Below are 26,136 nucleotides of genomic sequence, written 5' to 3' on the forward strand. Positions count from 1 at the left end.
AAGAGGAGTGTGAATATTGAAACAGTTTTTATATATCTCTTTAGTATGTGGTGTGATAGCTGGGGCAGGTGTCTTTTTCAATATGCCACAATATCCTTCACTTGTTATTCCTAGAGTTGTTGCTATATTAGGTATTATAAGTGCAATTATTACCTTTAAAGATAAAGATTTAAGTGGATTACTAAAACTTGGTGGCATCATGATCAATCTAATGCCATTATTAGGTAGTTTACTAGCACCTCATTAAATTAATGTATAGGGGAATATTTAGAATTATTTATAATGGATTCTGAATGTTCCCCTTTTTAGCAACTTATTAAATTGAGATAAAATACTAAAAAAAATTAAACATAAATAACGACGATATGTTAAGATTTATAGCATAACTTAATAAACATAGCTTTTAATTAAAATACAATGAAATCAATTAAAATACATAATAACTTTCGAGAATTAATTTAAAGGAGACCCACAATGGAAGAAGAAGTAAATTACTTTTGGCTTAACTGTGGCTATACTAGATGGAATCACAATGAACCGTTAGTAGGTCAAACAACATTATTTGAATCTGGAGCTCAATTCAACCCTACTCAAGGTTTTAGAGCCTTCAAAAAGGCTAAGACAGGGGATCAAGTTATATTTTATCAAGTCCAAACAGATACCGGATTACTTGGTATTGGAGAAATTATTAGTGTTCAAACAGGTGCTCAAAATAAAATTAGAGTTGAATTTAAATTTAATGAACTATTAAAACCACTTACAACTGATTATTTAAAACGTAGTGAAACGCTTGATTTTCGTATGAATAATATGCGTGAAACTTTAATCAATCAATTAACTAAAGAAGAGTATGAATTAATTGTTTCACTAGGTAAAGGTGAAGAGAAACTTCCACGTTATTTCTTCCTTTCTGAAACTGAGTCATTTGAATCAGGAGAATATTATACTATTTATACTCATACGTATAACGGCATTAAACGTAATGGATATCATTTTTACAATCAGTTAGAAATAGGAGATAATCTTATCTTCTATAATAAATATGAAGATCAGTCAGTGGTAGGTATTGGAGAAGTTTCTCGACATATTCATGAGAAACCACCTATTCCTGGGAGAACAAATAGTACCGCCATTGAAATATATTATGATAAGCATATTACTCCAGTGACATTAGGTGCATTAAATAAACATCCTAAATTAAAAAATCTTTATTTTTTACAAGAAAATGCGAAACAGGCCATCGCAAGCATGAGTCAAACTCAATACGATGCTATTATTGAAATGAGTAATAATGATGGCGTGAAAACACCTTTTGAAACAATTAAAAAAACTGAAATTGATTCAGCTAGTCATGATGAGTCATTAAAACCTTTTATATTGTTGGTTGTAGAACAACGAGAAGAAGGATTGAAAGCGGCAAATAATTTATTACAAAAGACAAATGCAAATCCTGTAATAACTAGTGGACATCCGAATTTTACAGAGGACATGTTATATGGTAAATATTTACCAAATGAAACTGGTGCCCTATACTATCGCGAAGGTTTTATCACTCAATTAATGCCTAAAAATGATAAAAGTTATTTAGTCATCGATAATTTTAATAGAATTGATCCTGACATTTTCCAAACTTACATCAATGTGTTAGAAGGATATGAAGTAACATTACCTAGATATAATAAAGAGGGACAAATGGTAAAATGGTCAAGAGAAAAAGATTCATTCTATCATTTTAATCCGAACTGGCATATTATTGGTGTAACTTACGACCGTCTAGAAGATATAAAACGCAAATATTCAAATCAATTTCTTAAATATACAAGAATTGTAAAAGTAAATCATGAATAACTTAAGATAACTAAACCTGAGACGTTTTACTATGTCTCAGGTTTTTAATTTTATTATTATTGCTTTAACATTATGTATCAAATTTAAATCATTCATAGTTAAAGGCATGCTATGCTATGGACATTTTTAGTGTTTAATGTATGGCATAGAATGGAATATTAATAATAAGACTTAGAGGAAGGTGAAAGAAATGCCTATTATTTATTACGATGGTAATTGTGTTTATTGTTATAACTATTGCATTTGGTTAATACAGAATGGACTTCCTAAGAGTTATGAATTCGCAACTTTAAAAGGGAAATCAGGGCAACACTTATTTGAACAACATCCAGAAGCATTAAATAAAAACAGCGTGATTTTACAACGTGGTCAACATTTAGAGTTTAAATCCAATGCGATTGCTAGTCTTATCATGACTACAACGAATTACAAGTGGTTAGGATTGTTAATTAAAGTTATTCCACGTCAAATAAGAGATTTAGCGTATAATTTATTTGCAAATAATCGAAATAGGATGTGGAAGACGCATTGGCATAAACCAAATGAATATGAAAAATCCTTTTTCATAGATGATAAACGCATCTAATTGATAAAATATTATCATAATTGATAATTAGAGGTTTGTTTGTAAATATATATTATTTTAGTTGCTGATGCAAATCACTTTTCAAATACTGATATATAAGTTTTAATAGTTAATAGGAAAAGGTAGTTATAAAAATCAATGCAAAAAATGTTAAGCATAACCATTTACAGATTATAATAATTATAATATAATAATAATTGTAATAAAGAGAAACTAATTCAGAAGTACAAGGAGAGAATATAATGAGTCAACAAGATGTAGTAAAAGAATTAAATCAACAAGTTGCAAACTGGACTGTAGCGTATACTAAATTACACAATTTCCATTGGTATGTTAAAGGACCTAATTTCTTCTCATTACATGAGAAATTCGAAGAGTTATACAATGAAGCTAGCCAATATGTAGATGACTTAGCTGAACGTATTTTAGCAATTGGTGGAAATCCAGTAGGTACATTGAAAGAAAGTCTTGAAATTTCTATCGTTGATGAAGCGGGTAAAAATTACTCAGCTGAACAAATGGTTGAAGCCTTCTCTAATGATTTAACTCATATCTCAGAGCAATTAGTTAAATCTATAGAAGTAGCTGGAGAAGCTGGCGATGATGTTTCAGAAGATATGTTCATCGGTATGAAAAATTCTGTTGATAAACACAATTGGATGTTCAAATCATATTTAGTTTAATTAATCATATAAAAAGGTGCTTGAGATTTCATTATCGTCTCAAGCACCTTTTATTATCTATTAGAATTTGATATTACTCGGCGATTTCCAATGCTATTTCCATCATTTGAGTAAATGAATTTTGTCTTTCTTCAGCTGTAGTTGCTTCGTCTCTTAGAATATGGTCACTAACTGTAAAAATACCTAACGCTTTTTTACCAGCATTAATTGCATTCAAGTATAAACCGGCTGATTCCATTTCTATACCCAATATACCCATTTTTTGCCAATTATCATTGAATGTTTTATCAGCATTGTAGAATGTATCTGAAGATAAAACATTACCTACATGGCTTACTGCTCCTATTTCATCTGCTACATTTTTAGCTTTAGTGATGAGTTCATAGTCAGCTATTGGAGCAAAGTGACCAGGTATATTAAATTGATCAACATAATTAGAATTTGTAGATGCTGCTTGAGCAATAATGACATCATATAAATTTACATTCTCTTGTAATGCGCCACATGAACCTACGCGAATAATAGTATCAACATCAAAGAAATTATATAACTCATAAGAATAAATACCGATACTTGGTATTCCCATCCCTGATCCCATTACAGAAACTTCTTTTCCTTTATATGTACCTGTGTAACCAAACATATTTCTAACTTCATTAAATTGTTCAACATTTTCTAAAAAGTTATCAGCAATATATTTTGCACGTAATGGATCGCCAGGCATTAAAACAGTCTTTGCGATTTTTGTTCCGTTAGGTTGAATATGAGGTGTGCCATTTGTCATTAATATCTTCTCCTTATCATGATTGTTAAGATTAAGATAACATTTGTTTAACTTTTTTGCGAATTTTTGTACTATAGAAATGAGAGGACTATATTAATTTAAATAGTTAATATTCCAATTAGATGGAATATCATTTAAATTTAACAACATATTGGAGGAAACTACTATGAATTATGCTAAATTTATTGATCACACATTATTGAAACCTGAATCTACACGTCAACAAATCGATCAAATTATTGATGAAGCCAAAGAGTATAACTTTAAATCTATTTGTGTAAATCCTACACATGTAAAATATGCAGCAGAACGATTAAATGATTCTGATGTATTGGTTTGTACCGTTATAGGTTTCCCACTTGGTGCTACTACAACTGCTACTAAAATCTTTGAAACTGAAGATGCCATAAAAAATGGCGCATCTGAAATTGATATGGTTATCAATATCGGCGCACTTAAAGATGGAAGATTTGAAGATGTTCAAAAAGATATTGAGGGCGTAGTTGGAGCAGCAAATGGAAAAACAGTAAAAGTGATTATTGAAACTGTGCTTTTATCAGATGAAGAAAAAGTTAAAGCAAGTGAATTAGCGAAAGTAGCTGGTGCTGATTTCGTTAAAACATCAACTGGTTTTGCTGGGGGAGGCGCTACACCTGAAGATGTGAAATTAATGAAAGATACGGTGGGAGACGAATTAGAGGTTAAAGCATCAGGTGGCGTTCGCAGTTTGGAAGATTTCAACAAAATGATTGATGCAGGTGCTACGCGCATAGGTGCGAGTGCAGGTGTTCAAATTATTCAAGGCTTAGAGTCAGATTCTGATTATTAATAATGCAATTAACGTAACAGCACACAGATACAACAGCTTATTTTGAGAGGGGTTCAGAATTATGAGAATGGTAGATATTATTGAAAAAAAACGCGATGGTAAATCATTATCAAAAGAAGAAATTGAATTCTTTATCAAAGGTTACACGAATGGGGATATTCCAGATTATCAGGCATCGAGTTTAGCTATGGCTATCTTTTTCCAAGATATGAATGACGAAGAGCGTGCAGCATTAACTATGGCAATGGTTAATTCAGGTGATGTGATTGACTTATCAAAAATTAATGGTATTAAAGTTGATAAGCATTCAACAGGAGGCGTTGGTGATACCACTACATTAGTATTAGCGCCTCTAGTGGCAGCAGTGGGTGTCCCAGTAGCCAAAATGAGTGGTCGTGGCTTAGGACATACGGGTGGAACAATTGATAAATTAGAATCAATAAAAGGATTCCACGTTGAAATCTCTGAAGAGGATTTCATTAAACTTGTTAATGAAAATCAAGTTGCTGTTATTGGACAGTCAGGTAATTTAACTCCAGCTGATAAGAAACTTTATGCATTGAGAGATGTAACAGGGACAGTTAACTCAATTCCTTTAATTGCATCATCTATTATGAGTAAAAAAATTGCTGCGGGTGCTGATGCTATCGTCTTAGATGTTAAAACTGGTAACGGTGCTTTCATGAAAACATTAGAGGACGCTGAAGCGTTAGCTCATGCTATGGTTAGTATAGGGAATAATGTAGGTAGAAATACAATGGCTATTATTTCTGACATGAGCCAACCACTTGGTCGAGCAATTGGTAATGCTTTAGAATTGAAAGAAGCTATTGATACATTAAATGGTAAAGGACCAGAAGATTTAACTGAACTTGTATTAACACTCGGTTCTCAAATGGTGGTTCTAGCTAATAGAGCAAATACACTTGAGGAAGCACGTCAATTATTAAATGAAGCAATTGAAAATGGTTCAGCTTTAGAAAAATTTAAAACATTTTTAGAGAATCAAGGTGGCGATGCCTCAGTAGTTGATGCGCCTGAACTATTACCAACAGCAACATATCAAATCGAGTATAAAGCTCAATCAAGTGGCGTAGTTTCAGAACTTATTGCAAATGAAATTGGTGTTGCTTCAATGATGTTAGGTGCAGGGAGACAAACTAAAGAGGATGAAATAGATTTAAGTGTTGGGATTGTATTAAACAAGAAAGTAGGAGACGTTGTTAAAGAGGGAGAATCTTTATTAACCATTCACAGTAATCGTGAAAATGTTGACGACGTTATTAAGAAACTTGATGAAAGTATTGCAATTCAAGCACAAGCAACAACACCAACATTAATTCATAAAATAATTACAGAGTAGGAGTGTTAAATATGACTACACCATTCAAAAGAGTACATTTAATTGTTATGGATTCAGTAGGTATCGGTGAAGCACCTGATGCTGCAGCTTTCAATGATGAAGGATCTCATACATTAAAGCATACATTAGAAGGATTTAACCAAACGCTACCTAATTTGGAAAAATTAGGATTGGGTAATATTGAAGAATTACCTGTGGTCAATAAAGTTGAACAACCAGGTGCTTTCTATACTAAACTTAGTGAAGCTTCCGTGGGTAAAGATACCATGACAGGACATTGGGAAATCATGGGTTTAAATATCATGCAACCATTTAAAGTATATCCAAACGGATTTCCTGATGAGTTAATACAAGAGATTGAAGAAATGACAGGTCGTAAAGTTGTAGCAAATAAGCCCGCTTCAGGGACAGCCATTATTGATGAATTAGGTAAGCATCAAATGAAAACTGGGGACTTAATCGTCTATACTAGCGCTGACCCAGTACTTCAAATTGCTGCACATGAAGATATTATCCCTCTTGAAGAATTATATGATATTTGTGAAAAGGTTCGAGAATTAACTAAAGATCCTAAATACTTAATTGGTCGCGTAATTGCACGTCCGTATGTAGGTGAACCTGGAAACTTTACACGTACTTCTAATCGACATGATTACGCGCTAAAACCATTTGGCAAAACTGTTATGAATACATTAAAAGATAATAACTATGATGTTATTGCTATTGGAAAAATTAATGATATTTATGATGGTGAAGGTGTAACTGAAGCAATAAGAACAAAAAATAATATGGATGGTATGGATCAATTAATAAATGTCGTAAAAAAAGATTTTAATGGCATAAGTTTTTTAAATTTAGTTGATTTCGATGCATTATACGGCCATCGTAGAGACAAAGAAGGTTATGCACAAGCTATTAAAGATTTCGACGAGCGATTACCTGAATTAATCGACAATCTTCAAGAAGATGATTTAGTTATTATCACGGCTGATCACGGAAATGACCCTATTGCCGATGGTACTGATCATACTAGAGAGTATATCCCAGTACTTATGTTTAGCCCTAAAATTGATAAATACCATGAATTATCAGGAGACAGTACGTTTAGTTCAATCGGTGCGACTATTGCAGATAATTTCAATGTGGAATTACCTGAATTTGGTAAGAGTTATTTGAATGAAATGGGAGTTGAACATTAATGAAAGTATTGCGTTATTTATTAGGTTTAGCTTTTGGAACAGCTGGCGTTCTACATTTTACAAATGAACGCTCATTTAGAAATATTGTTCCAGAATACTTACCATTACGTAAAACAGCTGTTTTGGTAACAGGTGTATTTGAAATTTTCTTTGGATTTATGTTGTTATTAAAACGTCCTGCCAATTGGTTAAAAACAGGTATAAATCTTTTCTTACTAGCTGTATTACCGGCAAATATATATATGGCACGAAAAGAATTACCTTTAGGTGATAAACAAGTACCTAAATGGGCATTATACTCAAGACTACCAATGCAATTTGTTTTAATTGCTTTAGTAAAAAAATTATAAAAGAGAAAAGTAAAACCACCAATACTTAAATATACTTAAGTATTGGTGGTTTTTATTTTAAATATGAAATTTATTTGCCTTCACCAAAAATATCTGACCATTGATTGCGTTTATCTAAAAATGCTTGCGCAATTTCTTTTGCACCTTCAAGTGAATGACTTGCTGCCCAACCGCATTGTACTTCATTGCAAGCGGGTACCTCAGTAGCTTCTAAAACATCATTTAGTGTTTTTTCAATTATATTTAACACATCTTCATAGTCGTCATGATTAATAAATGAAACATAAAAACCAGTTTGACAACCCATTGGACTTAAATCTACAACTTTATCAGTATGATTTCTAATGTTTTCAGCCATTAAATGCTCTAGTGAGTGTAACCCAGGCATTTTCATGTGCTCTTTGTTAGGTTGTTTAAAGCGAATGTCATACTTTTTAATAACATCACCATTTAAGCCTTCCATTGTACCAGCTAAACGGACGAAAGGTGCAACAACTTTAGTGTGATCAAGATTAAAACTTTCAACGTTCATTTTAGTCATGATAAATCCTCCTATATTAAATAAGCTTAATTATTAAGTTAACGATTTGATTGTATCAATAGTTAAGGGTATTTACAATTTTCAAAATTATAGTTAAACAAAGTGAATTGTGAGAAAATTTCGTAAATATAAGGTTATTTAATGACAACAATCTTTAAATCCGATAAAATAAGTAATAATTAATTGAGAAACGATATGGTTACAATATCCAAAATATTTTTAAAGATTTTTACAATAATAAGGGAGTTATGATTTATGAGTAATAAACAAGGAATTTTAGATTATATAGAGAATAATAAATATGATTATGTTGAAATTAGTCATAGAATACATGAACGCCCTGAATTAGGCAATGAAGAAATTTTCGCGTCTAGAACGCTTATAGATAAATTGAAAGAGAATGATTTCGATATAGAAATGGATATTGCTGGACACGCTACTGGATTTATAGCTACATATGATTCTGGACAAGAAGGCCCAGTTATTGGTTATTTAGCTGAATATGATGCATTACCAGGCCTAGGTCATGCATGTGGTCATAATATTATTGGAACTGCTAGTGTACTTGCGGGTTCAGCATTGAAACAAGTTATAGACCGCATCGGTGGCAAAGTTGTCGTGCTCGGTTGTCCTGCAGAAGAAGGTGGCGAAAATGGAAGTGCAAAAGCGTCATATGTTAAGGCTGGTATTATCGATGATATCGATATAGCATTAATGATTCATCCAGGTAATGCAACTTATCCAACCATTGATACACTAGCGGTGGATGTATTAGATATAAAATTTTATGGCAAAAGTGCACATGCTTCTGAAAATGCTGACGAAGCTTTAAACGCATTAGATGCAATGATTTCATATTTTAACGGTGTAGCACAATTAAGACAGCACATTAAAAAAAGTCAACGCGTACATGGTGTTATCTTAGACGGAGGAAAAGCTGCAAATATTATACCGGATTTTACACATGCTCGATTCTATACACGTGCAACCACTCGAAAAGAACTAGATATTTTAACAGAAAAAGTTAATCAAATTGCTAGGGGTGCTGCAATTCAAACAGGTTGCGATTATGAATTTGGCCCTATACAAAATGGTGTGAACGAATTTATTAAGACACCTAAATTAGATGAATTATTTGAGAAGTACGCGCTCGAAGTTGGTGAAGATGTAAGTCATGATGATTTTGGTTTTGGATCAACAGATACGGGTAATGTCAGTCATATAGTACCTACGATTCATCCTCATGTGAAGATAGGATCTAGAAACTTAGTTGGTCATACACATAGATTTAGAGAGGCTGCGGCAAGTGTACATGGTGATCAAGCGTTAATTCATGGTGCGAAAATCATAGCATTAATGGGATTAGAACTAATTGAAAATAAGGGAATGTTTGATGAAATTGTTCAACAGCACTCTCATATAAAGGGGCAGTCAAAATGACGATAAATGAAAAGGGTCTAAAATTAACTTTAAGTGACTTATATAATGAAAATATAGTGTATAACTCGAGACCATCTTATGTTTCAAATCCATGGTTAAAGCCTGAGGAACATCAATCTAATTTCTTAACTGGTCGGGAAATGCTTATTGCAGATTCAATGCCAATGATTGTACATGCAGCAAGTATTACTGAAAAATTAGATCAATTATTTAATCTTGTTGGAAAAAAAGTTCCCACAAATACGTATCAATTTAAAAACCGTGAAACATATGAAGCACTATTAAATCGAATTGTTAAAGAAGAAGGTAAAGATATATATTTTCAATATATTCATAGTGAAGATGTTGTTTCAGATAAATGCTACGCTGTAGATAAAGAGACCTTTGTAGCTTTGAACAATAAAGCGCGAATACCAGAATGGACGAATCATAAATATTTACCAGAGCGAGAAATTGTATCGATAAATGATTTTAAAGCGCGCATAAAAGAATGGGATTTCCCTTTTGTAATTAAACCAGGTGATGACTTACCAACAGCTGGTGGATATGGTGTAATGATTTGCTATGATGAAGAAGACTTAGCTAAAGCAACACAACGTATTTTAGAAGCAAGTGATGCTACGGATAATTTAATAATTGAACAAAAAATTGAAGCGGTAAAGAATTATTGTGTTCAGTATGCTTATTCTGAAGAAATAGGTGTGACATATTTAGGCACTGCACATCAAATCACTGATAAATATGGATTTTATGCTGGAAATGAAAATGTTCATGATGTTCCTCAACAAGTCATTGATGCAGGAAGAGAAATTATGGAAAATGGTGTAAAGTTGGGTTTCTTCGGTGTAGCTGGATTTGATTTACTATTAGATAAAAACGATGATGTTTTTGCGATCGATTTAAACTTTAGACAAAATGGCTCTACAAGTATGTTATTATTACAAGAAGAATTAAATTCATCATATCAGAAATTTTATAGTTACTTCTCTAATGGTGATAATGAACATTTCTTTAATACAATTTTAAAATATGTTAAAAAGGGCGTATTATATCCATTATCTTATTATGATGGTGATTGGTTTGGAAAGAATGCAGTTAATTCTCGTTTTGGTTGTATATGGACTGGAGATTCAAAAGAAGCCATAGAGAAAATTGAAAAATCCTTTTTAGCTGAATTAGATAAAAATTAAATTACCCTAATCAATATCCGTTGATAGGTATATAGCAATAATTTTAAAAAGCAGAATTTCAATTCTTAGCATTTAAATGAATCAAAAAATATTAATTTAATATAGTTATAACTCTATGCGTCAATTTGGGATCAAGACATGGCATTCATCAAGAATACAGTCTTGGTCCCTTATTTTTTAGAATAGAAATTTGACGACATAAGTATTGTCATTTAGTATTTTAATAGTTGCAAATTAGAAATGGAGGGTTATGCATTGTCTTATAAGAATGAGGCGTACTTTAAAGATGTACTGATTAATGAAGTGTTTTATGTTGCTAACAAAAATAAAAAACTGGTCAGACTAAATAGTAATAACCAAGATTATGTTGGCGTTTGGACTCAAGAAGGACAAGCGGAAGACTATTTAAAACATGCGTCAATTGATTATGACCGTGTGCTAAAAATTGATATTGATACATTCGTTACATATGAATTGGACGACTTATTTGATGAGGATGATCAAGTTATCATTAATCAAACATCACAAGAAACTGGTCAAATTGTAAAAGTCGTTAAAATGACTGATGAATTAATGTCAGAGTTGGATAAAATTCGTATTAAAGAATTTGTAAAGGATGTTGCCAAAGAAGACCAAGTATTTGGTTTATCAAAACATGGCGAAAATCACTTTATATTGATTAGTGATCATAGTGAAGAAAAACCTCAAATCATGCCGGTTTGGAGCTTGAAAAATAGAGCGCTCAAAGTTCGTGATGAAGATTTTGAAGAATGTGAATTAATTGAAATCGAAGGTAGTGTATTTAGCGATTGGTTAGATAAGTTGCGTGATAATGACCAAGCTGTCGCAATTGATTTGAAACCTGGTGTGGTAGGAACAGTCATTTCTGCACAAAAATTATCAAATGAATTAACTTTTTAATTTTAAGCACGTAGCATTTAGTGAAATCTTGTCTTTATATATACATTAATAAATCGTCGATGTTAAATATGTCGATGCAGTTGAGATTTAGATGAATTGTTAAACCCTTAATCACATCTTTTGGTGATTAAGGGTTTTTTATAAAAATTAAAAGTAATTAATTTAAATAAATTGCGCCAAGTGCTCCTGAAAAAGCACCATTCTCAATGTAATATGGTTTGAAACCACGTAATACCGTATAATCTTCAATTACTTCACGTAAAAGTGGATTATTATTGAAAGAAGACCCGATATATACAACATTCTCAGTTTTATTTTCACGAGCAACGGTTATGGCCATAGTAGTTATTACTTCACCAACAACTCCAACCACTGATGCTAATTTATTAGCAGGTGAAAAATCTACGTCTAAATTATGTAAGACGTTTCCAAAGTTAGCAGCTGTTAATTCACCTGGAATAGGTGGTTCAGTATCTTTGTAAATATGCTTAACTTTAAGATCAATCGTATCTCTATCTCCAGATTGAGCTAGATTTGTAAGTGCTTCATAATCTGTAATTTGTGATAATAAGTATCCCAGTCCTTGAATCATACCTCCACCAGTACCTACACCGCCTACACGACGTTGTTGTTTGCCATCAAAATAGTGTAACGAAGTGCCTGTACCGACATTAGCGAATATATATTCGTCAATATGATGACCTTGCTCTTTAAGAAGCATACCCAAACCTTTAGATGATGCATCGAATTCAACAAATATAGTTGCATCCACATTTAAATTTTCAGCAATAACACCTGCATTTCCGCCAGTAAGACTGATTGATTCAAAAGTGTTTGCGTTTAACCATGCAATTACTTCTGAAATGTTTGTAGTAAGTTTTGTTTCATACGAACGTCCTTGTTGAGATTCTTGGACGATTTTTATTAGCGTACCACCGGCATCTATACCGACTTTCATTCTAGTTCACCTCGTGATTTTATATGTCATATTTATAGTAAAGCAAATTAGCTAAATTTCAATAGATTATTTTTAAATTGTAAAAATTTAAAACAATTGTACCTAATTAAAGTGGATTTTATTTTGATAAGTGTAAAAAAACAATTATAATAAAATTGATTAATTAAAAGAGGCATAGGGGTTAGTGGTTATGACTATAAAAAAGCAGTTTGAAAATATAACGATTCAAGAATTTGAAGAAAAGTATAGACAGGATGTAGTTAACTTTGAATTAAGTGAGAGACAACAAATATACTCATCCTTACCGAAATCAGTTCTAGATGATGCTCTTTCAGATTCAAATAGAGTGGCAAATATAGCTATTAATGAGTATGGTGATGTTGTAGGTTTCTTTGTATTACATCAATATTACCAACATGAAGGGTATGATACACCTGAGAATGTCGTATATGTAAGATCATTATCAATAAATGAGAAGTTTCAAGGAAATGGGTATGGAACTACGATGATGATGTATTTACCTCAATATGTACAAGATTTATTCCCTGATTTCAATCACTTGTATCTGGTTGTCGATGCTGAAAATAAAGGGGCTTGGAATGTGTATGAACGTGCTGGTTTTATGCACACTGCTACTAAAGAAGAAGGTCCTATTGGTAAAGAACGCTTATATTATTTGGACTTAGATTCAAAACATGTGTCTTCACTACGATTAACGGAAAATGAAGCATCAAGTATTTCATCTTATAGTGTTGTTGATTTACTTAAAGATAACCACAAAGTAGGTTTTATAGCACTTGAACAAACGGATAATCGAATTAATATTGTTGCTATTGAAGTGTATAAAGAACAACGAAAAGAAGGTATCGCTGAAAGTGCATTAAGACAAATTCCTACATATGTACGAAAGCATTTCAAACAAGCTAAAACGATTATGATTACGTTATTTGGTGAAAACAATGAATTAAAATCATTATGTGTAAATAGTGGTTTCGTAGAAATTGACCAGTCAGATGATTTAATTATTTTCGAGAAATATGTAAATTACTAAGATAGTCGTAATTGCGAAATCGTGTATTGTCATTTATAATTTATTTTTGTTACTATTAATTAATGAAATCCAACGACATAATTAAAAAATTCTTCGAAAGGAAGATTAGCTATAATGAAAATCCAAGATTATACTAAAGAAATGGTTGATGAAAAGTCATTTATCGATATGGCTTATACGTTATTAAATGATAAAGGTGCAACGATGAATTTATACGATATCATCGATGAATTCAAAGATTTAGGTGGTTATGAATTTGAAGAGATTGAAAATCGTGTAGTTCAGTTCTATACAGATTTAAATACTGATGGACGTTTCTTAAACGTTGGTGAAAATCAATGGGGATTACGTGATTGGTATTCTGTAGACGATATTGAAGAAAAAATCGCACCTACAATTCAAAAATTCGATATTCTTGATGATGAAGATGAAGAAGATAAAAATCTTAAATTATTGGGTGATGACGAAATGGATGACGACGATGACATTCCAGCCCAAACGGATGATCAAGAAACTTTAGACGACCCTGAAGATGAACAAGTAGAAGACGAGATTAGTGAATCAGATTTAGTAATTGAAGATGACGAAGATGATGAACTCGACGAAGAAGACGAGGACGAATTCGAAGACTAAGAAGATTTTAAAACTAAATTTTAGTTTTAATTGACTTTTACTTAAAAAATGATAGAATTTTATTCGGGCTCCTTTAAATAGGACACGTGTATAAATCATATACGCTCCCCTTACAGATATGTGAGAGGGAGCGATTTTTTTATTTTTCAAAAGTGATTATTTAAAAAGAATAAATAGGTAAGGAAGCATCCCTTTATAAATTAGGAGGTCAGGAAATGACAAAATTTATTTTTGTAACGGGCGGAGTAGTATCATCATTAGGAAAAGGTATCACAGCCGCTTCTCTAGGTAGATTGTTAAAAGATAGAGGCTTAAAAGTAACAATTCAAAAATTTGATCCATATTTAAATGTTGATCCAGGAACTATGAGTCCGTATCAACATGGAGAAGTATTTGTTACAGATGATGGTGCTGAAACTGACTTAGATTTAGGACACTATGAGCGCTTTATTGATATTAATTTAAATAAATATTCAAATGTTACAGCTGGGAAAGTTTATTCACATGTACTTAAGAAAGAACGTCGTGGTGATTATTTAGGTGGAACAGTTCAAGTTATTCCACATATTACTAATGAAATTAAAGAACGATTACTACTTGCTGGTGAGAGTACAAACGCAGATGTAGTTATTACTGAAATCGGTGGTACAACTGGAGACATTGAATCACTTCCATTTATCGAAGCAATTAGACAGATTAGAAGTGATTTAGGTCGTGAAAACGTAATGTATGTACATTGTACTTTGCTTCCATACATTAAAGCTGCTGGTGAAATGAAAACAAAACCAACACAACACAGTGTTAAGGAACTACGTGGTTTAGGTATTCAGCCAGATTTAATTGTAGTGCGTACAGAATATGAAATGACACAAGATTTAAAAGATAAAATTGCATTATTCTGTGATATTAATAAAGAGAGCGTTATAGAATGTAGAGACGCATCATCTTTATATGAAATTCCATTACAATTAAGTGCACAGGATATGGATGATATTGTTATCAAGCGATTAGATTTAGATGCTAAATATGAAACGCAATTAGATGAATGGCAATATTTACTAGATACTGTTAATTCACTTGATGGTACAATCACTATCGGATTAGTAGGTAAATATGTTAGCTTACAAGATGCATACTTATCAGTTGTAGAGTCATTGAAACATGCTGGCTACCCATTGAAGAAAGACGTTGTAGTTAAGTGGATTGATTCTGGCGAAGTTAATGATAATAATGTTGAAGACTATTTAAAAGATGTAGATGGCATTCTTGTACCAGGTGGTTTTGGATTTAGAGCAAGCGAGGGTAAAATTGCTGCAATTAAATACGCTCGTGAAAATAATGTTCCATACTTTGGTATTTGCTTAGGTATGCAATTAGCGACTGTTGAGTTTGCGCGCAATGTACTAGGTTTAGAGGGAGCACACTCAGCAGAACTTGATCCTAGCACACCTTATCCAATAATTGATTTATTACCTGAGCAAAAGGATATTGAAGATTTAGGTGGTACGTTACGTTTAGGATTATATCCATGTAAAATCAAAGAAAACACATTAGCACATCAAATTTATGACGCAATAAATATTGAAGAAAGACACCGTCATAGATATGAATTTAACAATGAATTTAGAGAACAATTAGAAGCTAATGGTATGGTGTTCTCTGGTACTAGTCCAGATGGTCGATTAGTAGAAATGGTAGAAATTCCAGAGAATGACTTCTATATCGCATGTCAATTCCATCCTGAATTCTTATCAAGACCTAACAGACCTCAACCTATTTTCAAATCGTTTGTAGAAGCGGCTTATAAACATCAAAATAAATAATATAATAAATCAACCCTTACGTACTGAAATGGTGACGTAAGGGTTGATTTTTAAAATGAGTATTGGTATATGACATTACAATTCTAAATCTCGTGTCATTTCAATCATTTGAGTGTAAATTTCATAATATATGTAATTAAAAGATATCGTATGAGGTTGAACCACTTTATCATAATCCTCAGTATAAACAATTGGTCTAGGGGTAGCTAGATTGATGAAATGTATAAAGTGTTCTGGTATTTCTAAATCTTTGGGTCGATTACAAATTAAGACAACATCTATATCATTATCTACTAATGTTTGTACATCTTTAGCTACTTCTTCAGTGTAATATGGTGAAAAGAGTAACACGCGATCAGTTGAATCTATATCATCAAATGTTGTGAGCGTGGATAATAATTTACTAGATTTAAGGTGCTCTTCACTTTCTATAACGAAAGGCTCGAAAAATTTCAAATCGCCATAGCCTTTAATGTATACATAACCTTCGCCACCGATTGCTTGTATTAGACATTGAGCAGCCATTTGAATATCTAAAGCTTGATCTTCTAACCGATTAAATATACCCGTTAATTGAGTTTGTAATATTTTAGACATGTTGTTCCTCCGTTTCATATGTATTGTAAATAAACTCAAACTTATGTGCAATGAAACCGTTCATATATTGAATTATTAGTAATTTAGTATTTAATAGTAAAAGTTTATTTTAAATCAAGCATGCATTCACATGCAATTCAAAAAAATATCTGATATAATGATTTTAAAAATTGTGCAGTTGCACACAAGGAGGAACTTTCATGCCATTAGTTTCAATGAAAGAAATGTTAATCGATGCGAAAGAAAATGGTTATGCGGTTGGTCAATACAACTTAAATAACTTAGAATTTACTCAAGCTATTTTAGAAGCTTCACAAGAAGAGAACGCGCCAGTTATCTTAGGTGTTTCAGAAGGTGCTGCACGTTATATGAGTGGTTTCTATACAGTAGTTAAAATGGTTGAAGGTTTAATTCATGACTTAAACATTACTGTACCTGTAGCTATTCACTTAGACCATGGTTCAAGCTTTGAAAAATGTAAAGAAGCGATTGATGCTGGATTCACTTCAGTAATGATCGATGCTTCTCATAGTCCTTTTGAAGAAAATATCGAAATCACTTCAAAAGTTGTAGAGTATGCTCATCAACATGGTGTATCAGTAGAAGCTGAATTAGGAACAGTTGGTGGACAAGAAGATGATGTTGTAGGTGGCATTATTTATGCTGATCCTAAAGAATGCCAAGAATTAGTTGAAAGAACTGGCATTGATACTTTAGCTCCAGCATTAGGTTCAGTTCACGGGCCATATAAAGGTGAACCTAAATTAGGATTCAAAGAAATGGAAGAAATTGGTGCATCAACTGGTTTACCATTAGTTTTACATGGTGGTACTGGTATCCCAACTAAAGACATTCAAAAAGCAATCCCTTATGGTACTGCTAAAATTAATGTTAATACTGAAAACCAAATTGCTTCAGCTAAAGCAGTAAGAGAAGTATTAAATAATGATCAAGATGTATATGATCCACGTAAATATTTAGGACCTGCTCGTGAAGCGATTAAAGAAACAGTTAAAGGTAAAATTAGAGAATTTGGTACTTCTAATCGTGCTAAATAAATAATGTAATTGAAGATGTTTTGAACTAGGAGTGAAACGTTAAGTCGTTTCACTCTTTTTCTTTATAATTTGAGTATTCATATTTAAATATTTTTCAAAAATGATTTATAATATTTGTATATATAATTCTCGAATTAGTTTTATAAAGTTTGAATCGATAATTTTAATAATTGCAATTATCATTAATTCGTAATAATTTATGTTTTACAAATAAAGAATATGTTTTTTATAATGCTACTAATGTATTATTTTAAATAAATGAGAAACAAAGGAGATAAACTTATGACTCAAGAGGTAATAAAAATTCGCGGTGGTCAAACACTAAAGGGAGACGTTACGATAAGTGGTGCCAAAAATAGTGCGGTAGCAATTATCCCAGCAACATTATTAGCTCAAGGCCAAGTTAAATTAGATGGCTTACCACAAATTTCCGATGTAGAGACGCTAGTTAGTTTATTGGAAGATTTAAATATTAAAGCCCATTTAAATGGAAAAACTTTAGAAGTAGATACTACAGAAATTGAAAATGCACCACTGCCTAACAATAAAGTTGAATCTCTTAGAGCATCTTATTACATGATGGGAGCAATGTTAGGGCATTTTAAAAAATGTGTAATAGGATTACCTGGTGGTTGTCCATTAGGGCCACGTCCAATTGATCAACATATTAAAGGTTTTAAAGCATTAGGAGCAGAAATAGATGAATCAAATGATACATCTATGAAAATAGAAGCTAAAGAACTACATGGTGCTAATATCTTCTTAGATATGGTTAGTGTAGGCGCAACAATCAACATTATGTTGGCAGCTGTTCATGCAACTGGTCAAACAGTCATTGAAAATGCAGCTAAAGAACCTGAAGTTGTAGATGTTGCTAATTTCTTGAACAGTCTTGGTGCAGATATTAAAGGGGCAGGGACAAGTACGTTAAAAATTAATGGTGTTGATAGCTTACATGGTTCTGAATATCAAATTATCCCTGATCGTATTGAAGCAGGGACGTACATGTGTATAGCGGCAGCAGTTGGAGAAGAAATTACTATTAATAATATTGTTCCAAAACATGTTGAAGCACTTACTGTTAAATTAAAAGAACTTGGTGTAGACATCCAAGTAGATGGTGATGCTGAAAAAGCAATCATCAAACGCAAATCATCTTATAAAAATGTAAATATTAAAACATTAGTATACCCTGGGTTTGCAACAGATTTACAACAACCAATCACGCCTTTATTGTTTATGGCAGACGGCCCTTCATTTGTATCAGAAACAATATATCCTGCACGTTTTAGACATGTCGATGAGTTAAAAAATATGGGTGCTAATATTGAAGCCGATATGGAAACTGGAACTGCTACAATTAAACCATCATCACTTAATGGTGCTGAAGTATATGCAAGTGATTTGCGTGCAGGTGCATGTTTAATTATTGCAGGTCTTTTAGCTGAAGGCGTTACTACAATTTATAACGTTAGACATATTTATAGAGGCTATACTGACATTGTTAAGCATTTAAAAGAATTAGGTGCAAATATTTGGACTGAAGAAGTCTAAAGGTATTGATAAGTTAATATTGGCAGTTTCAACTCTCGACATATTAGCTTTTTCTGGTATAATAATTATATTAGATACTAATAAGATTTTGGCTTATAGATATCATTAAAGCCTATACAATGTTTATATTTATAAGCGATTTTTAGTACCTACAATCTAAAGAAGTTTTGAATAGAGGTGAAGACAATGGAAATCTGTCCATATCTTGAAGAAACCTTTAAAATTGTTGGTAGAAGTTGGAACGGTTTAATCATTAATTATCTATCACGATGCACTGATTATACTGCGCACTTTTCCGATATGAAAAGGGATTTAAAGACCATTACACCACGTGCATTAAGTATTAAATTAACTGATTTAGGTGAATGGGGATTAGTTGAAAAGAAAGTAGTCTCAACTAGTCCAGTTTCAATCATTTATGAATTGACTGATAAAGGTAAAGCTTTAGCAGAAGCTTTAAAACCCATTGAAAAATGGGCTCAAGAACATGTAACACTTGAAGAAGAAGTTAAATCTAAATAATATAATAAAGAGTTTTGTGCCTTATATAGAATGAATAATCACTTTTATAATTGTTCATCATTGCCAGGTGCAAAACTCTTTTGCTATTTCATACTAAGATGGTATGTTTAATTTTCGATGAAAAAAGGTACACAAATGATATAACGATTCTTAAGGAGTGAAGAATTGATGAGAAATTATACTCAACAATATATAAATGGCGAATGGATTGATAGCGATAGTAATAAAACGATTGAAGTAATCAATCCAGCAACTGAAGAAGTTATTGGTAAAGTAGCTAAAGGTAATGCTAATGATGTGGAAAAAGCAGTAGAAGCTGCAAATAACGTTTATTTAGAATTTCGTCATAGCTCAGTGAAAGAAAGAAAAGAACTATTAGATAAAATTGTAGAAGAATATAAAAATAGAAAACAAGATATTATAGAAGCTATAACGGATGAATTAGGTGCACCTTTAACATTATCTGAGAATGTCCACTACCAAATGGGACTAAATCATTTTGAAGAGGCAAGTAGAGCACTAGATTCATTCGAATTTGAAGAAAGACGTGGAGATGCATTAGTTACTAAAGAGGCAATTGGTGTTTCAGGTTTAGTAACACCTTGGAATTTCCCAACTAATCAAACTTCATTGAAATTGGCAGCCGCTTTTGCAGCAGGTAGTCCTGTAGTTCTAAAACCTTCTGAAGAAACACCATTTGCTGCAGTCATTTTAGCTGAAATATTCGATAAAGTAGGCGTACCAAAAGGTGTATTTAATCTTGTTAATGGTGACGGCGAAGGTGTAGGTAATCCACTAAGTGAACATCCAAAAGTTAGAATGATGTCATTTACTGGTTCAGGACGCACAGGTTCAAAAATAATGGAAAAAGCTTCTAAAGATTTCAAAAAAGTATCACTTGAATTAGGTGGTAAATCGCCTTATATCGTATTAGATGATGTTGATGTTAAAGAAGCAGCGAAAGCAACTACTGGCAAAGTAGTTAACAACACAGGTCAAGTATGTACTGCAGGTACTCGTATTTTAATTCCTGAAAGCAAAAAAGAAGACTTCTTAACTGCACTCAAAGAAGAATTTAGTAAAGTTAAAGTTGGAGATCCACGAGAAGAAGGTACTCAAGTTGGACCGATTATTAGTAAGAAACAATTTGATACAGTCCAATCATATATTGATAAAGGTATTGAAGAAGGTGCAGAGTTATTTTACGGTGGTCCTGGTAAACCTGAAGGATTAAATACTGGTTATTTCGCGAGACCAACTATTTTTATCAATGTAGACAATAACATGACAATTGCTCAAGAAGAAATCTTTGGACCAGTTGCTTCTGTAATCACATATAATAATTTAGATGAAGCAATCAAGATTGCTAATGATACTAAATATGGATTAGCAGGATATGTAATAGGTAAAGATAAAGAAACACTTCAAAAAGTAGCTCGTTCAATTGAAGCAGGTAGAATTGAAATCAATGAAGCTGGCAACCAACCAGATTTACCATTTGGTGGATATAAACAATCTGGAATTGGTCGTGAGTGGGGCGATTATGGTATAGAAGAATTCTTAGAAGTGAAATCAATTGCTGGTTATTTCAGTTAATTTAAAAAATTAATTTATATATTATTTATATCAGTTCATGGAATATTTTTAGTTCCATGAGCTGTTTTATTTTTGGAAATTTAATAAAATCGTTTTGTATTTAAATTGAAAATTTGCTATATTAATTCTAGTATTCAAGACTTTAAATATTATTTTATGAGATATCACAAATAGATTTAGTGAGTTCTTGAAATGAAACTATTTAAAATATCTCTTCTCTAATCAAATTGAAGTCTTTATAAATATATAAGAAATGGGTGCAATTTATGCCTGAAAAAGTACGTACATCTCCACAGTATGAGTCGTTTCATGAATTGTATAAAAATTACACAACGAAAGAATTAACACAAAAAGCAAAAACATTAAAACTTACTAATTATAGTAAATTGAATAAGAGTGAATTAGTTTTAGCTATCATGGAAGCCCAAATGGAAAAAGATGGTAACTATTACATGGAGGGTGTCTTAGATGATATCCAGCCTGATGGTTACGGGTTCCTAAGAACAGTCAACTATTCAAAAGGTGAAAAAGATATTTATATATCTGCAAGTCAAATACGACGTTTCGAAATTAAACGTGGTGATAAAGTAACCGGAAAAGTTCGTAAACCTAAAGATAATGAAAAATATTATGGTTTATTGCAAGTTGACTTTGTTAATGATGAGAATGCTGAAGTTGTAAAAAAACGCCCTCACTTTCAAGCTTTAACGCCTCTCTATCCTGAGGAAAGAATCGTTTTAGAAACAGATCCCCAAAATTATTCAACACGTATAATGGATTTAGTTACGCCTATTGGTCTAGGTCAACGTGGACTTATTGTTGCACCTCCTAAAGCGGGTAAAACGTCTTTATTAAAAGAAATTGCAAATGCGATTAGTAAAAATAAACCTAATGCAAAATTATTTATTTTATTAGTTGGGGAACGTCCGGAAGAAGTAACTGATATTGAAAGATCTGTTGAATCTGCTGAAGTAGTGCACTCGACTTTTGATGAGCCACCAGAACACCATGTTAAAGTAGCTGAATTATTACTAGAACGTGCTAAACGATTAGTTGAGATTGGTCAAGATGTTATTATTCTGATGGACTCAATTACTCGATTGGCAAGAGCGTATAACTTAGTTATACCGCCAAGTGGAAGAACATTATCAGGTGGTCTTGATCCTGCTTCATTACACAAACCTAAAGCATTCTTTGGTGCTGCACGTAACATTGAAGCAGGAGGAAGTTTAACGATATTAGCCACTGCATTAGTTGAAACTGGATCACGCATGGACGATATGATTTATGAAGAATTCAAAGGAACAGGAAATATGGAACTTCATCTTGATCGTAAATTATCTGAACGTCGAATTTTCCCTGCGATTGATATTGGAAGAAGTTCTACGCGTAAAGAAGAATTACTAATTAGTAAATCTGAACTTGATTCACTATGGCAGTTAAGAAACATGTTCACAGACTCCACAGATTTCACAGAAAGATTTATTAGAAAATTAAAACGCTCTAAAAGTAATAAAGAATTTTTCCAACAGTTGCAAAAGGCTGCTGAAGAAAGTACAAAAACAGGAAAACCGATTATTTAACGAATGTCAGTTTGAGGGTTGCGTTTTAATCTAATAACTATTATAATTACCAAGTATTGGGTAAAAAACTCACAAATAACTCTGTTCCAGATGGTTCAGGGCAAAGGAGCTGAAAATTAATGAGACAAGGAATCCATCCTGATTATCACAAAGTTATCTTTTTAGATACAACTACTAACTTTAAATTTTTAAGTGGTTCAACTAAAACATCTTCAGAAACAATGGAATGGGAAGATGGTAATGAATACCCAGTTATTCGTTTAGATGTATCTTCTGATTCACACCCATTCTACACAGGACGTCAAAAATTCGCTGCTGCGGATGGTCGTGTGGAACGTTTCAACAAAAAGTTTGGTCTCAAATCAAACAACAACTAATTATAAGTTTAAACTGTCTGCCTAATCTATTTTATATAGAAATGCGTAGACAGTTTTTTTAAATTTAAGTAGTATTTAAAGAGATATTTATAATACATAGAAATATGATATAATTAAGCGATTATGTTTTTGTAAAAGGTGGAACTTATAATGTATGAAACTTACCATTCCGGTTGGATTGAATGCATTACTGGAAGTATGTTTAGCGGTAAGTCAGAAGAACTAATTCGTAGACTAAGAAGAGGGATATATGCTAAACAAAAAGTAGTAGTGTTTAAACCAGCGATTGATGATCGTTATCATAAAGAAAAAGTTGTTTCTCATGACGGTAATGAATTAGAAGCAATTAATATTTCTACTTCAAGAGATATATTATTACAGGATTTGTCTCATGTTGATGTCATTGGTATTGATGAGATTCAATTTTTCGATAAAGAAATTGTAAATATAGTGGAAAAGCTTGCTGAAAATGGCCATCGAGTAGTGGTTGCAGGCTTAGATATGGATTTCAGAGGGGAACCATTCGAACCCATGCCACAAATCATGGCGGTAAGTGAACAAGTTACTAAATTACAGGCTGTATGTGCAGTATGTGGTTCATCATCAAGTAGAACACAACGCTTAATCGATGGACAGCCAGCTAAAGTAGATGATCCTATCATTTTAGTTGGGGCGAAAGAAAGTTATGAACCGAGATGTCGTGCACATCATATCGTAGCACCAAGTACAAGTGACGAGGAGGAAATGTAGTGTTTGATCAATTAGATATCGTTGAAGAAAGATATGAACAACTCAATGAAATGTTAAGTGACCCTGAGATTGTTAATGATTCAGATAAGTTACGTAAATATTCAAAAGAACAAGCTGATTTACAAAAAACAGTTGATGTATATAGAGATTATAAAAGTAAAAAAGAAGAAATTGCTGAAATTGATGAAATGTTAAATGAAACAGAAGATAAAGAAGAAATTGAAATGTTGAAAGAGGAAAGTGCTAGTTTGAAAACTGCGATTCCTGAGTTGGAAGAACAACTTAAATTTTTATTAATTCCAAAAGACCCTAATGATGAGAAAGACGTTATCGTTGAAATCAGAGCAGCAGCAGGTGGAGATGAAGCGGCAATCTTCGCTGGCGATTTACTAAGAATGTATAGTAAGTATGCAGAATCTCAAAACTTTAAAACTGAAATTGTTGAAGCGGCTGAAAGTGACCATGGTGGTTATAAAGAAATTAGTTTCTCAGTTTCAGGTAGCGGTGCTTATAGTAAATTAAAATTTGAAAATGGTGCACACCGAGTTCAACGTGTACCTGAAACAGAATCAGGTGGACGAATTCATACTTCAACAGCGACAGTTGCTGTTCTTCCTGAAGTTGAAGATGTTGAGATTGAAATCCGTAATGAAGATTTGAAAATAGACACATATCGCTCAAGTGGTGCTGGTGGTCAGCACGTTAATACAACTGACTCAGCTGTTCGTATCACTCACTTACCTACTGGTGTTATTGCAACTTCTTCTGAAAAATCTCAAATTCAAAACCGTGAAAAAGCGTTGAAAGTTTTAAAAGCACGTTTATATGATATGAAATTACAGGAAGAACAACAAAAATATGCAGCACAACGTAAATCAGCAGTGGGTACAGGAGATAGATCTGAAAGAGTTAGAACATATAACTATCCTCAAAGCCGTGTAACTGACCATAGAATAGGATTAACTTTACAAAAGTTAGATCAAATTATGGAAGGTAAATTAGATGAAATTATTGATGCATTAACTTTATCTGAACAAACTGAGAAGTTGAAAGAACTAAACAATGGTGAACTTTAAAGAACAATTAGATTATGCGATTAAACAAGCTGTAGATAAGGGTTATGAACAATCGAGAGCAGAATGGTTGATGCTTGATTTATTTGGGTGGTCAAGAACTGATTATTTAATTCACATGTATGATGACATGTCAAAAGCAGAAGAAATCAAGTTTTCACTCGCGACTGAACGGATGCTTTTAGGTGAACCTATACAATATATTGTTGGTTTTCAATCTTTCTATGGCTATCAATTTCAAGTTAATGAACATTGTTTAATTCCACGTCCTGAAACGGAGGAAGTGATGTTGCATTTTCTTGAAAATTGTAAATCAAGTGCTACAATCGCTGATATTGGAACTGGCAGTGGTGTTTTAGCTGTTACTTTAAAAAAGTTGAATAAAGATTTCACTGTTTATGCAACAGACATTGTTCAAGAGACCTTAGAAGTTGCATCAGATAATGCACATTATCATGAGGCAGCTGTAACTTTTTTAAAAGGCAATGCATTGAAACCTTTCATACAAAATAATATAAAATTGGATGGTATTGTTTCTAATCCACCATATATCGATGTCGATGAGATGGAAATGATGGAGAACACAGTTGTTAAGTATGAACCTCATACAGCATTGTTTGCAGAGAATAAGGGTTTCGCTATTTATGAATTAATCCTTAATGATTTGCCTAAAGTTTTAAATAAAGATGCTTATGTCACCTTCGAAATTGGTTATAACCAAGGTGAAAGGTTAAAAAATATTATTTTAGAAAAGTATCCAAAACTTGATGTTAAAGTTATTAAAGATATAAACGGTAATGAAAGAATAGTGTCATTTAAATGGTAAA

The 26,136-nt window shown here is 32.4% G+C and carries 27 protein-coding genes; 23 read left to right on the forward strand and 4 right to left on the reverse strand.

Annotated elements, in window-relative coordinates:
- Positions 1 to 16: 16 nt before the first annotated feature.
- From SBL16_RS11045 to SBL16_RS11060, 4 genes are all read left to right on the forward strand, one after another.
- On the forward strand, positions 17 to 247 hold the full coding sequence (locus tag SBL16_RS11045) for a hypothetical protein (protein WP_107611838.1): 231 nt from the start codon (positions 17 to 19) through the stop codon (positions 245 to 247).
- A gap of 227 nt (positions 248 to 474) precedes the next feature.
- Entirely contained in the window at positions 475 to 1,848 is a 1,374-nt protein-coding gene (locus SBL16_RS11050; protein WP_107611839.1) for an EVE domain-containing protein, read from the forward strand.
- Positions 1,849 to 2,038: 190 nt separating this feature from the next.
- Positions 2,039 to 2,434: a thiol-disulfide oxidoreductase DCC family protein gene (locus tag SBL16_RS11055; protein WP_107634606.1), complete on the forward strand. Its 396-nt coding sequence runs from the start codon at positions 2,039 to 2,041 to the stop codon at positions 2,432 to 2,434.
- Between the two features lie 239 nt (positions 2,435 to 2,673).
- Positions 2,674 to 3,117: a Dps family protein gene (locus tag SBL16_RS11060; protein WP_029376676.1), complete on the forward strand. Its 444-nt coding sequence runs from the start codon at positions 2,674 to 2,676 to the stop codon at positions 3,115 to 3,117.
- A 73-nt stretch (positions 3,118 to 3,190) separates the two neighbouring features.
- On the opposite strand, the gene deoD is transcribed toward SBL16_RS11060, so the two are convergent.
- Positions 3,191 to 3,901, reverse strand: coding sequence for a purine-nucleoside phosphorylase (deoD, locus tag SBL16_RS11065; protein ID WP_033079614.1), 711 nt, complete (start codon positions 3,899 to 3,901; stop codon positions 3,191 to 3,193).
- Positions 3,902 to 4,067: 166 nt separating this feature from the next.
- Here deoD and deoC point away from each other — a divergent pair, with 166 nt between their 5' ends.
- From deoC to SBL16_RS11085, 4 genes are all read left to right on the forward strand, one after another.
- Complete coding sequence (gene deoC, locus SBL16_RS11070; protein WP_107611841.1) at positions 4,068 to 4,730, forward strand: deoxyribose-phosphate aldolase; 663 nt, start codon at positions 4,068 to 4,070, stop codon at positions 4,728 to 4,730.
- Between the two features lie 61 nt (positions 4,731 to 4,791).
- Positions 4,792 to 6,093 carry a pyrimidine-nucleoside phosphorylase gene (locus SBL16_RS11075; protein WP_107611842.1) on the forward strand — a complete coding sequence of 434 codons (1,302 nt, stop codon included), beginning with the start codon at positions 4,792 to 4,794 and terminating at the stop codon, positions 6,091 to 6,093.
- 11 nt (positions 6,094 to 6,104) lie between these two features.
- Positions 6,105 to 7,292 carry a phosphopentomutase gene (gene deoB / locus SBL16_RS11080; protein ID WP_107611843.1) on the forward strand — a complete coding sequence of 396 codons (1,188 nt, stop codon included), beginning with the start codon at positions 6,105 to 6,107 and terminating at the stop codon, positions 7,290 to 7,292.
- Positions 7,292 to 7,642: a hypothetical protein gene (locus SBL16_RS11085; RefSeq protein ID WP_107611844.1), complete on the forward strand. Its 351-nt coding sequence runs from the start codon at positions 7,292 to 7,294 to the stop codon at positions 7,640 to 7,642. Before deoB ends, SBL16_RS11085 begins: the two co-directional genes overlap by 1 nt.
- A 70-nt stretch (positions 7,643 to 7,712) precedes the next feature.
- Here the strand turns inward: SBL16_RS11085 and SBL16_RS11090 are convergent, their stop codons facing one another.
- Positions 7,713 to 8,183 carry an S-ribosylhomocysteine lyase gene (locus tag SBL16_RS11090; RefSeq protein WP_107611845.1) on the reverse strand — a complete coding sequence of 157 codons (471 nt, stop codon included), beginning with the start codon at positions 8,181 to 8,183 and terminating at the stop codon, positions 7,713 to 7,715.
- A 255-nt stretch (positions 8,184 to 8,438) separates the two neighbouring features.
- On the opposite strand from SBL16_RS11090, the gene SBL16_RS11095 reads away from it, so the two are divergent.
- From SBL16_RS11095 to SBL16_RS11105, 3 genes are all read left to right on the forward strand, one after another.
- Positions 8,439 to 9,623, forward strand: coding sequence for a M20 family metallopeptidase (locus SBL16_RS11095; protein ID WP_107611846.1), 1,185 nt, complete (start codon positions 8,439 to 8,441; stop codon positions 9,621 to 9,623).
- Positions 9,620 to 10,813: an L-aspartate--L-methionine ligase LdmS gene (gene ldmS, locus SBL16_RS11100; protein WP_107611847.1), complete on the forward strand. Its 1,194-nt coding sequence runs from the start codon at positions 9,620 to 9,622 to the stop codon at positions 10,811 to 10,813. Before SBL16_RS11095 ends, ldmS begins: the two co-directional genes overlap by 4 nt.
- Positions 10,814 to 11,068: 255 nt before the next feature.
- Positions 11,069 to 11,734, forward strand: a complete 666-nt coding sequence (locus SBL16_RS11105) for a DUF2750 domain-containing protein (RefSeq protein ID WP_037538845.1) — start codon at positions 11,069 to 11,071, stop codon at positions 11,732 to 11,734.
- Positions 11,735 to 11,891: 157 nt separating this feature from the next.
- Here the strand turns inward: SBL16_RS11105 and coaW are convergent, their stop codons facing one another.
- On the reverse strand, positions 11,892 to 12,692 hold the full coding sequence (gene coaW, locus SBL16_RS11110; RefSeq protein ID WP_011275216.1) for a type II pantothenate kinase: 801 nt from the start codon (positions 12,690 to 12,692) through the stop codon (positions 11,892 to 11,894).
- 190 nt (positions 12,693 to 12,882) lie between these two features.
- Here coaW and SBL16_RS11115 point away from each other — a divergent pair, with 190 nt between their 5' ends.
- The 3 genes from SBL16_RS11115 (at position 12,883) to SBL16_RS11125 (ending at position 16,199) form a co-directional block, all read left to right on the forward strand.
- Positions 12,883 to 13,743 (forward strand): GNAT family N-acetyltransferase, encoded by an 861-nt coding sequence (locus SBL16_RS11115; protein ID WP_037538840.1) that lies wholly within the window; start codon positions 12,883 to 12,885, stop codon positions 13,741 to 13,743.
- Between the two features lie 114 nt (positions 13,744 to 13,857).
- A complete protein-coding gene (gene rpoE / locus SBL16_RS11120) occupies positions 13,858 to 14,376 on the forward strand; it encodes a DNA-directed RNA polymerase subunit delta (protein ID WP_011275218.1) in 519 nt (172 codons plus the stop codon).
- Between the two features lie 215 nt (positions 14,377 to 14,591).
- The gene (locus SBL16_RS11125; protein WP_037551917.1) at positions 14,592 to 16,199 is read left to right on the forward strand and encodes a CTP synthase; all 1,608 of its coding nucleotides are present in this window, start codon (positions 14,592 to 14,594) and stop codon (positions 16,197 to 16,199) included.
- Between the two features lie 75 nt (positions 16,200 to 16,274).
- Here the strand turns inward: SBL16_RS11125 and SBL16_RS11130 are convergent, their stop codons facing one another.
- Positions 16,275 to 16,796, reverse strand: a complete 522-nt coding sequence (locus SBL16_RS11130; RefSeq protein WP_037538834.1) for a DUF2529 family protein — start codon at positions 16,794 to 16,796, stop codon at positions 16,275 to 16,277.
- Positions 16,797 to 16,996: 200 nt separating this feature from the next.
- On the opposite strand from SBL16_RS11130, the gene fdaB reads away from it, so the two are divergent.
- The 9 genes from fdaB (at position 16,997) to prmC (ending at position 26,135) form a co-directional block, all read left to right on the forward strand.
- Positions 16,997 to 17,854 carry a class IIb fructose-bisphosphate aldolase FdaB gene (fdaB, locus tag SBL16_RS11135; RefSeq protein WP_011275221.1) on the forward strand — a complete coding sequence of 286 codons (858 nt, stop codon included), beginning with the start codon at positions 16,997 to 16,999 and terminating at the stop codon, positions 17,852 to 17,854.
- A gap of 282 nt (positions 17,855 to 18,136) precedes the next feature.
- Positions 18,137 to 19,408: a UDP-N-acetylglucosamine 1-carboxyvinyltransferase gene (locus SBL16_RS11140; protein ID WP_317954110.1), complete on the forward strand. Its 1,272-nt coding sequence runs from the start codon at positions 18,137 to 18,139 to the stop codon at positions 19,406 to 19,408.
- A 186-nt stretch (positions 19,409 to 19,594) separates the two neighbouring features.
- Positions 19,595 to 19,930 carry a winged helix-turn-helix transcriptional regulator gene (locus SBL16_RS11145; RefSeq protein ID WP_011275223.1) on the forward strand — a complete coding sequence of 112 codons (336 nt, stop codon included), beginning with the start codon at positions 19,595 to 19,597 and terminating at the stop codon, positions 19,928 to 19,930.
- Positions 19,931 to 20,098: 168 nt separating this feature from the next.
- A complete protein-coding gene (locus tag SBL16_RS11150; RefSeq protein WP_107611849.1) occupies positions 20,099 to 21,526 on the forward strand; it encodes an aldehyde dehydrogenase family protein in 1,428 nt (475 codons plus the stop codon).
- A 266-nt stretch (positions 21,527 to 21,792) separates the two neighbouring features.
- On the forward strand, positions 21,793 to 23,109 hold the full coding sequence (rho, locus tag SBL16_RS11155) for a transcription termination factor Rho (protein ID WP_107611850.1): 1,317 nt from the start codon (positions 21,793 to 21,795) through the stop codon (positions 23,107 to 23,109).
- 119 nt (positions 23,110 to 23,228) lie between these two features.
- Positions 23,229 to 23,486 carry a type B 50S ribosomal protein L31 gene (locus tag SBL16_RS11160; protein WP_011275226.1) on the forward strand — a complete coding sequence of 86 codons (258 nt, stop codon included), beginning with the start codon at positions 23,229 to 23,231 and terminating at the stop codon, positions 23,484 to 23,486.
- Between the two features lie 150 nt (positions 23,487 to 23,636).
- Positions 23,637 to 24,236, forward strand: coding sequence for a thymidine kinase (locus tag SBL16_RS11165; protein WP_317954115.1), 600 nt, complete (start codon positions 23,637 to 23,639; stop codon positions 24,234 to 24,236).
- Positions 24,236 to 25,312, forward strand: coding sequence for a peptide chain release factor 1 (gene prfA / locus SBL16_RS11170; protein ID WP_107611851.1), 1,077 nt, complete (start codon positions 24,236 to 24,238; stop codon positions 25,310 to 25,312). Before SBL16_RS11165 ends, prfA begins: the two co-directional genes overlap by 1 nt.
- Entirely contained in the window at positions 25,299 to 26,135 is an 837-nt protein-coding gene (gene prmC, locus SBL16_RS11175; RefSeq protein WP_107611852.1) for a peptide chain release factor N(5)-glutamine methyltransferase, read from the forward strand. The genes prfA and prmC overlap by 14 nt, the downstream gene beginning before the upstream one ends.
- The last annotated feature ends 1 nt before the right edge of the window (position 26,136 follow it).

This window comes from Staphylococcus sp. NWU MK-U1, assembly GCF_033283505.1.
GTDB classification, from domain to species: Bacteria; Bacillota; Bacilli; order Staphylococcales; family Staphylococcaceae; genus Staphylococcus; species Staphylococcus haemolyticus.

Excerpts from the sequence above, each read along its gene's own strand:
- SBL16_RS11050 (WP_107611839.1), top strand. The coding sequence starts at position 475 with ATGGAAGAAGAAGTAAATTACTTTTGGCTTAACTGTGGCTATACTAGA.
- SBL16_RS11055 (WP_107634606.1), top strand. The coding sequence starts at position 2,039 with ATGCCTATTATTTATTACGATGGTAATTGTGTTTATTGTTATAACTAT.
- deoD (WP_033079614.1), bottom strand. The coding sequence starts at position 3,901 with ATGACAAATGGCACACCTCATATTCAACCTAACGGAACAAAAATCGCA.
- deoC (WP_107611841.1), top strand. The coding sequence starts at position 4,068 with ATGAATTATGCTAAATTTATTGATCACACATTATTGAAACCTGAATCT.
- SBL16_RS11075 (WP_107611842.1), top strand. The coding sequence starts at position 4,792 with ATGAGAATGGTAGATATTATTGAAAAAAAACGCGATGGTAAATCATTA.
- deoB (WP_107611843.1), top strand. The coding sequence starts at position 6,105 with ATGACTACACCATTCAAAAGAGTACATTTAATTGTTATGGATTCAGTA.
- SBL16_RS11085 (WP_107611844.1), top strand. The coding sequence starts at position 7,292 with ATGAAAGTATTGCGTTATTTATTAGGTTTAGCTTTTGGAACAGCTGGC.
- SBL16_RS11090 (WP_107611845.1), bottom strand. The coding sequence starts at position 8,183 with ATGACTAAAATGAACGTTGAAAGTTTTAATCTTGATCACACTAAAGTT.
- SBL16_RS11095 (WP_107611846.1), top strand. The coding sequence starts at position 8,439 with ATGAGTAATAAACAAGGAATTTTAGATTATATAGAGAATAATAAATAT.
- ldmS (WP_107611847.1), top strand. The coding sequence starts at position 9,620 with ATGACGATAAATGAAAAGGGTCTAAAATTAACTTTAAGTGACTTATAT.
- coaW (WP_011275216.1), bottom strand. The coding sequence starts at position 12,692 with ATGAAAGTCGGTATAGATGCCGGTGGTACGCTAATAAAAATCGTCCAA.
- SBL16_RS11115 (WP_037538840.1), top strand. The coding sequence starts at position 12,883 with ATGACTATAAAAAAGCAGTTTGAAAATATAACGATTCAAGAATTTGAA.
- rpoE (WP_011275218.1), top strand. The coding sequence starts at position 13,858 with ATGAAAATCCAAGATTATACTAAAGAAATGGTTGATGAAAAGTCATTT.
- SBL16_RS11125 (WP_037551917.1), top strand. The coding sequence starts at position 14,592 with ATGACAAAATTTATTTTTGTAACGGGCGGAGTAGTATCATCATTAGGA.
- SBL16_RS11130 (WP_037538834.1), bottom strand. The coding sequence starts at position 16,796 with ATGTCTAAAATATTACAAACTCAATTAACGGGTATATTTAATCGGTTA.
- fdaB (WP_011275221.1), top strand. The coding sequence starts at position 16,997 with ATGCCATTAGTTTCAATGAAAGAAATGTTAATCGATGCGAAAGAAAAT.
- SBL16_RS11140 (WP_317954110.1), top strand. The coding sequence starts at position 18,137 with ATGACTCAAGAGGTAATAAAAATTCGCGGTGGTCAAACACTAAAGGGA.
- SBL16_RS11145 (WP_011275223.1), top strand. The coding sequence starts at position 19,595 with ATGGAAATCTGTCCATATCTTGAAGAAACCTTTAAAATTGTTGGTAGA.
- SBL16_RS11150 (WP_107611849.1), top strand. The coding sequence starts at position 20,099 with ATGAGAAATTATACTCAACAATATATAAATGGCGAATGGATTGATAGC.
- rho (WP_107611850.1), top strand. The coding sequence starts at position 21,793 with ATGCCTGAAAAAGTACGTACATCTCCACAGTATGAGTCGTTTCATGAA.
- SBL16_RS11160 (WP_011275226.1), top strand. The coding sequence starts at position 23,229 with ATGAGACAAGGAATCCATCCTGATTATCACAAAGTTATCTTTTTAGAT.
- SBL16_RS11165 (WP_317954115.1), top strand. The coding sequence starts at position 23,637 with ATGTATGAAACTTACCATTCCGGTTGGATTGAATGCATTACTGGAAGT.
- prmC (WP_107611852.1), top strand. The coding sequence starts at position 25,299 with ATGGTGAACTTTAAAGAACAATTAGATTATGCGATTAAACAAGCTGTA.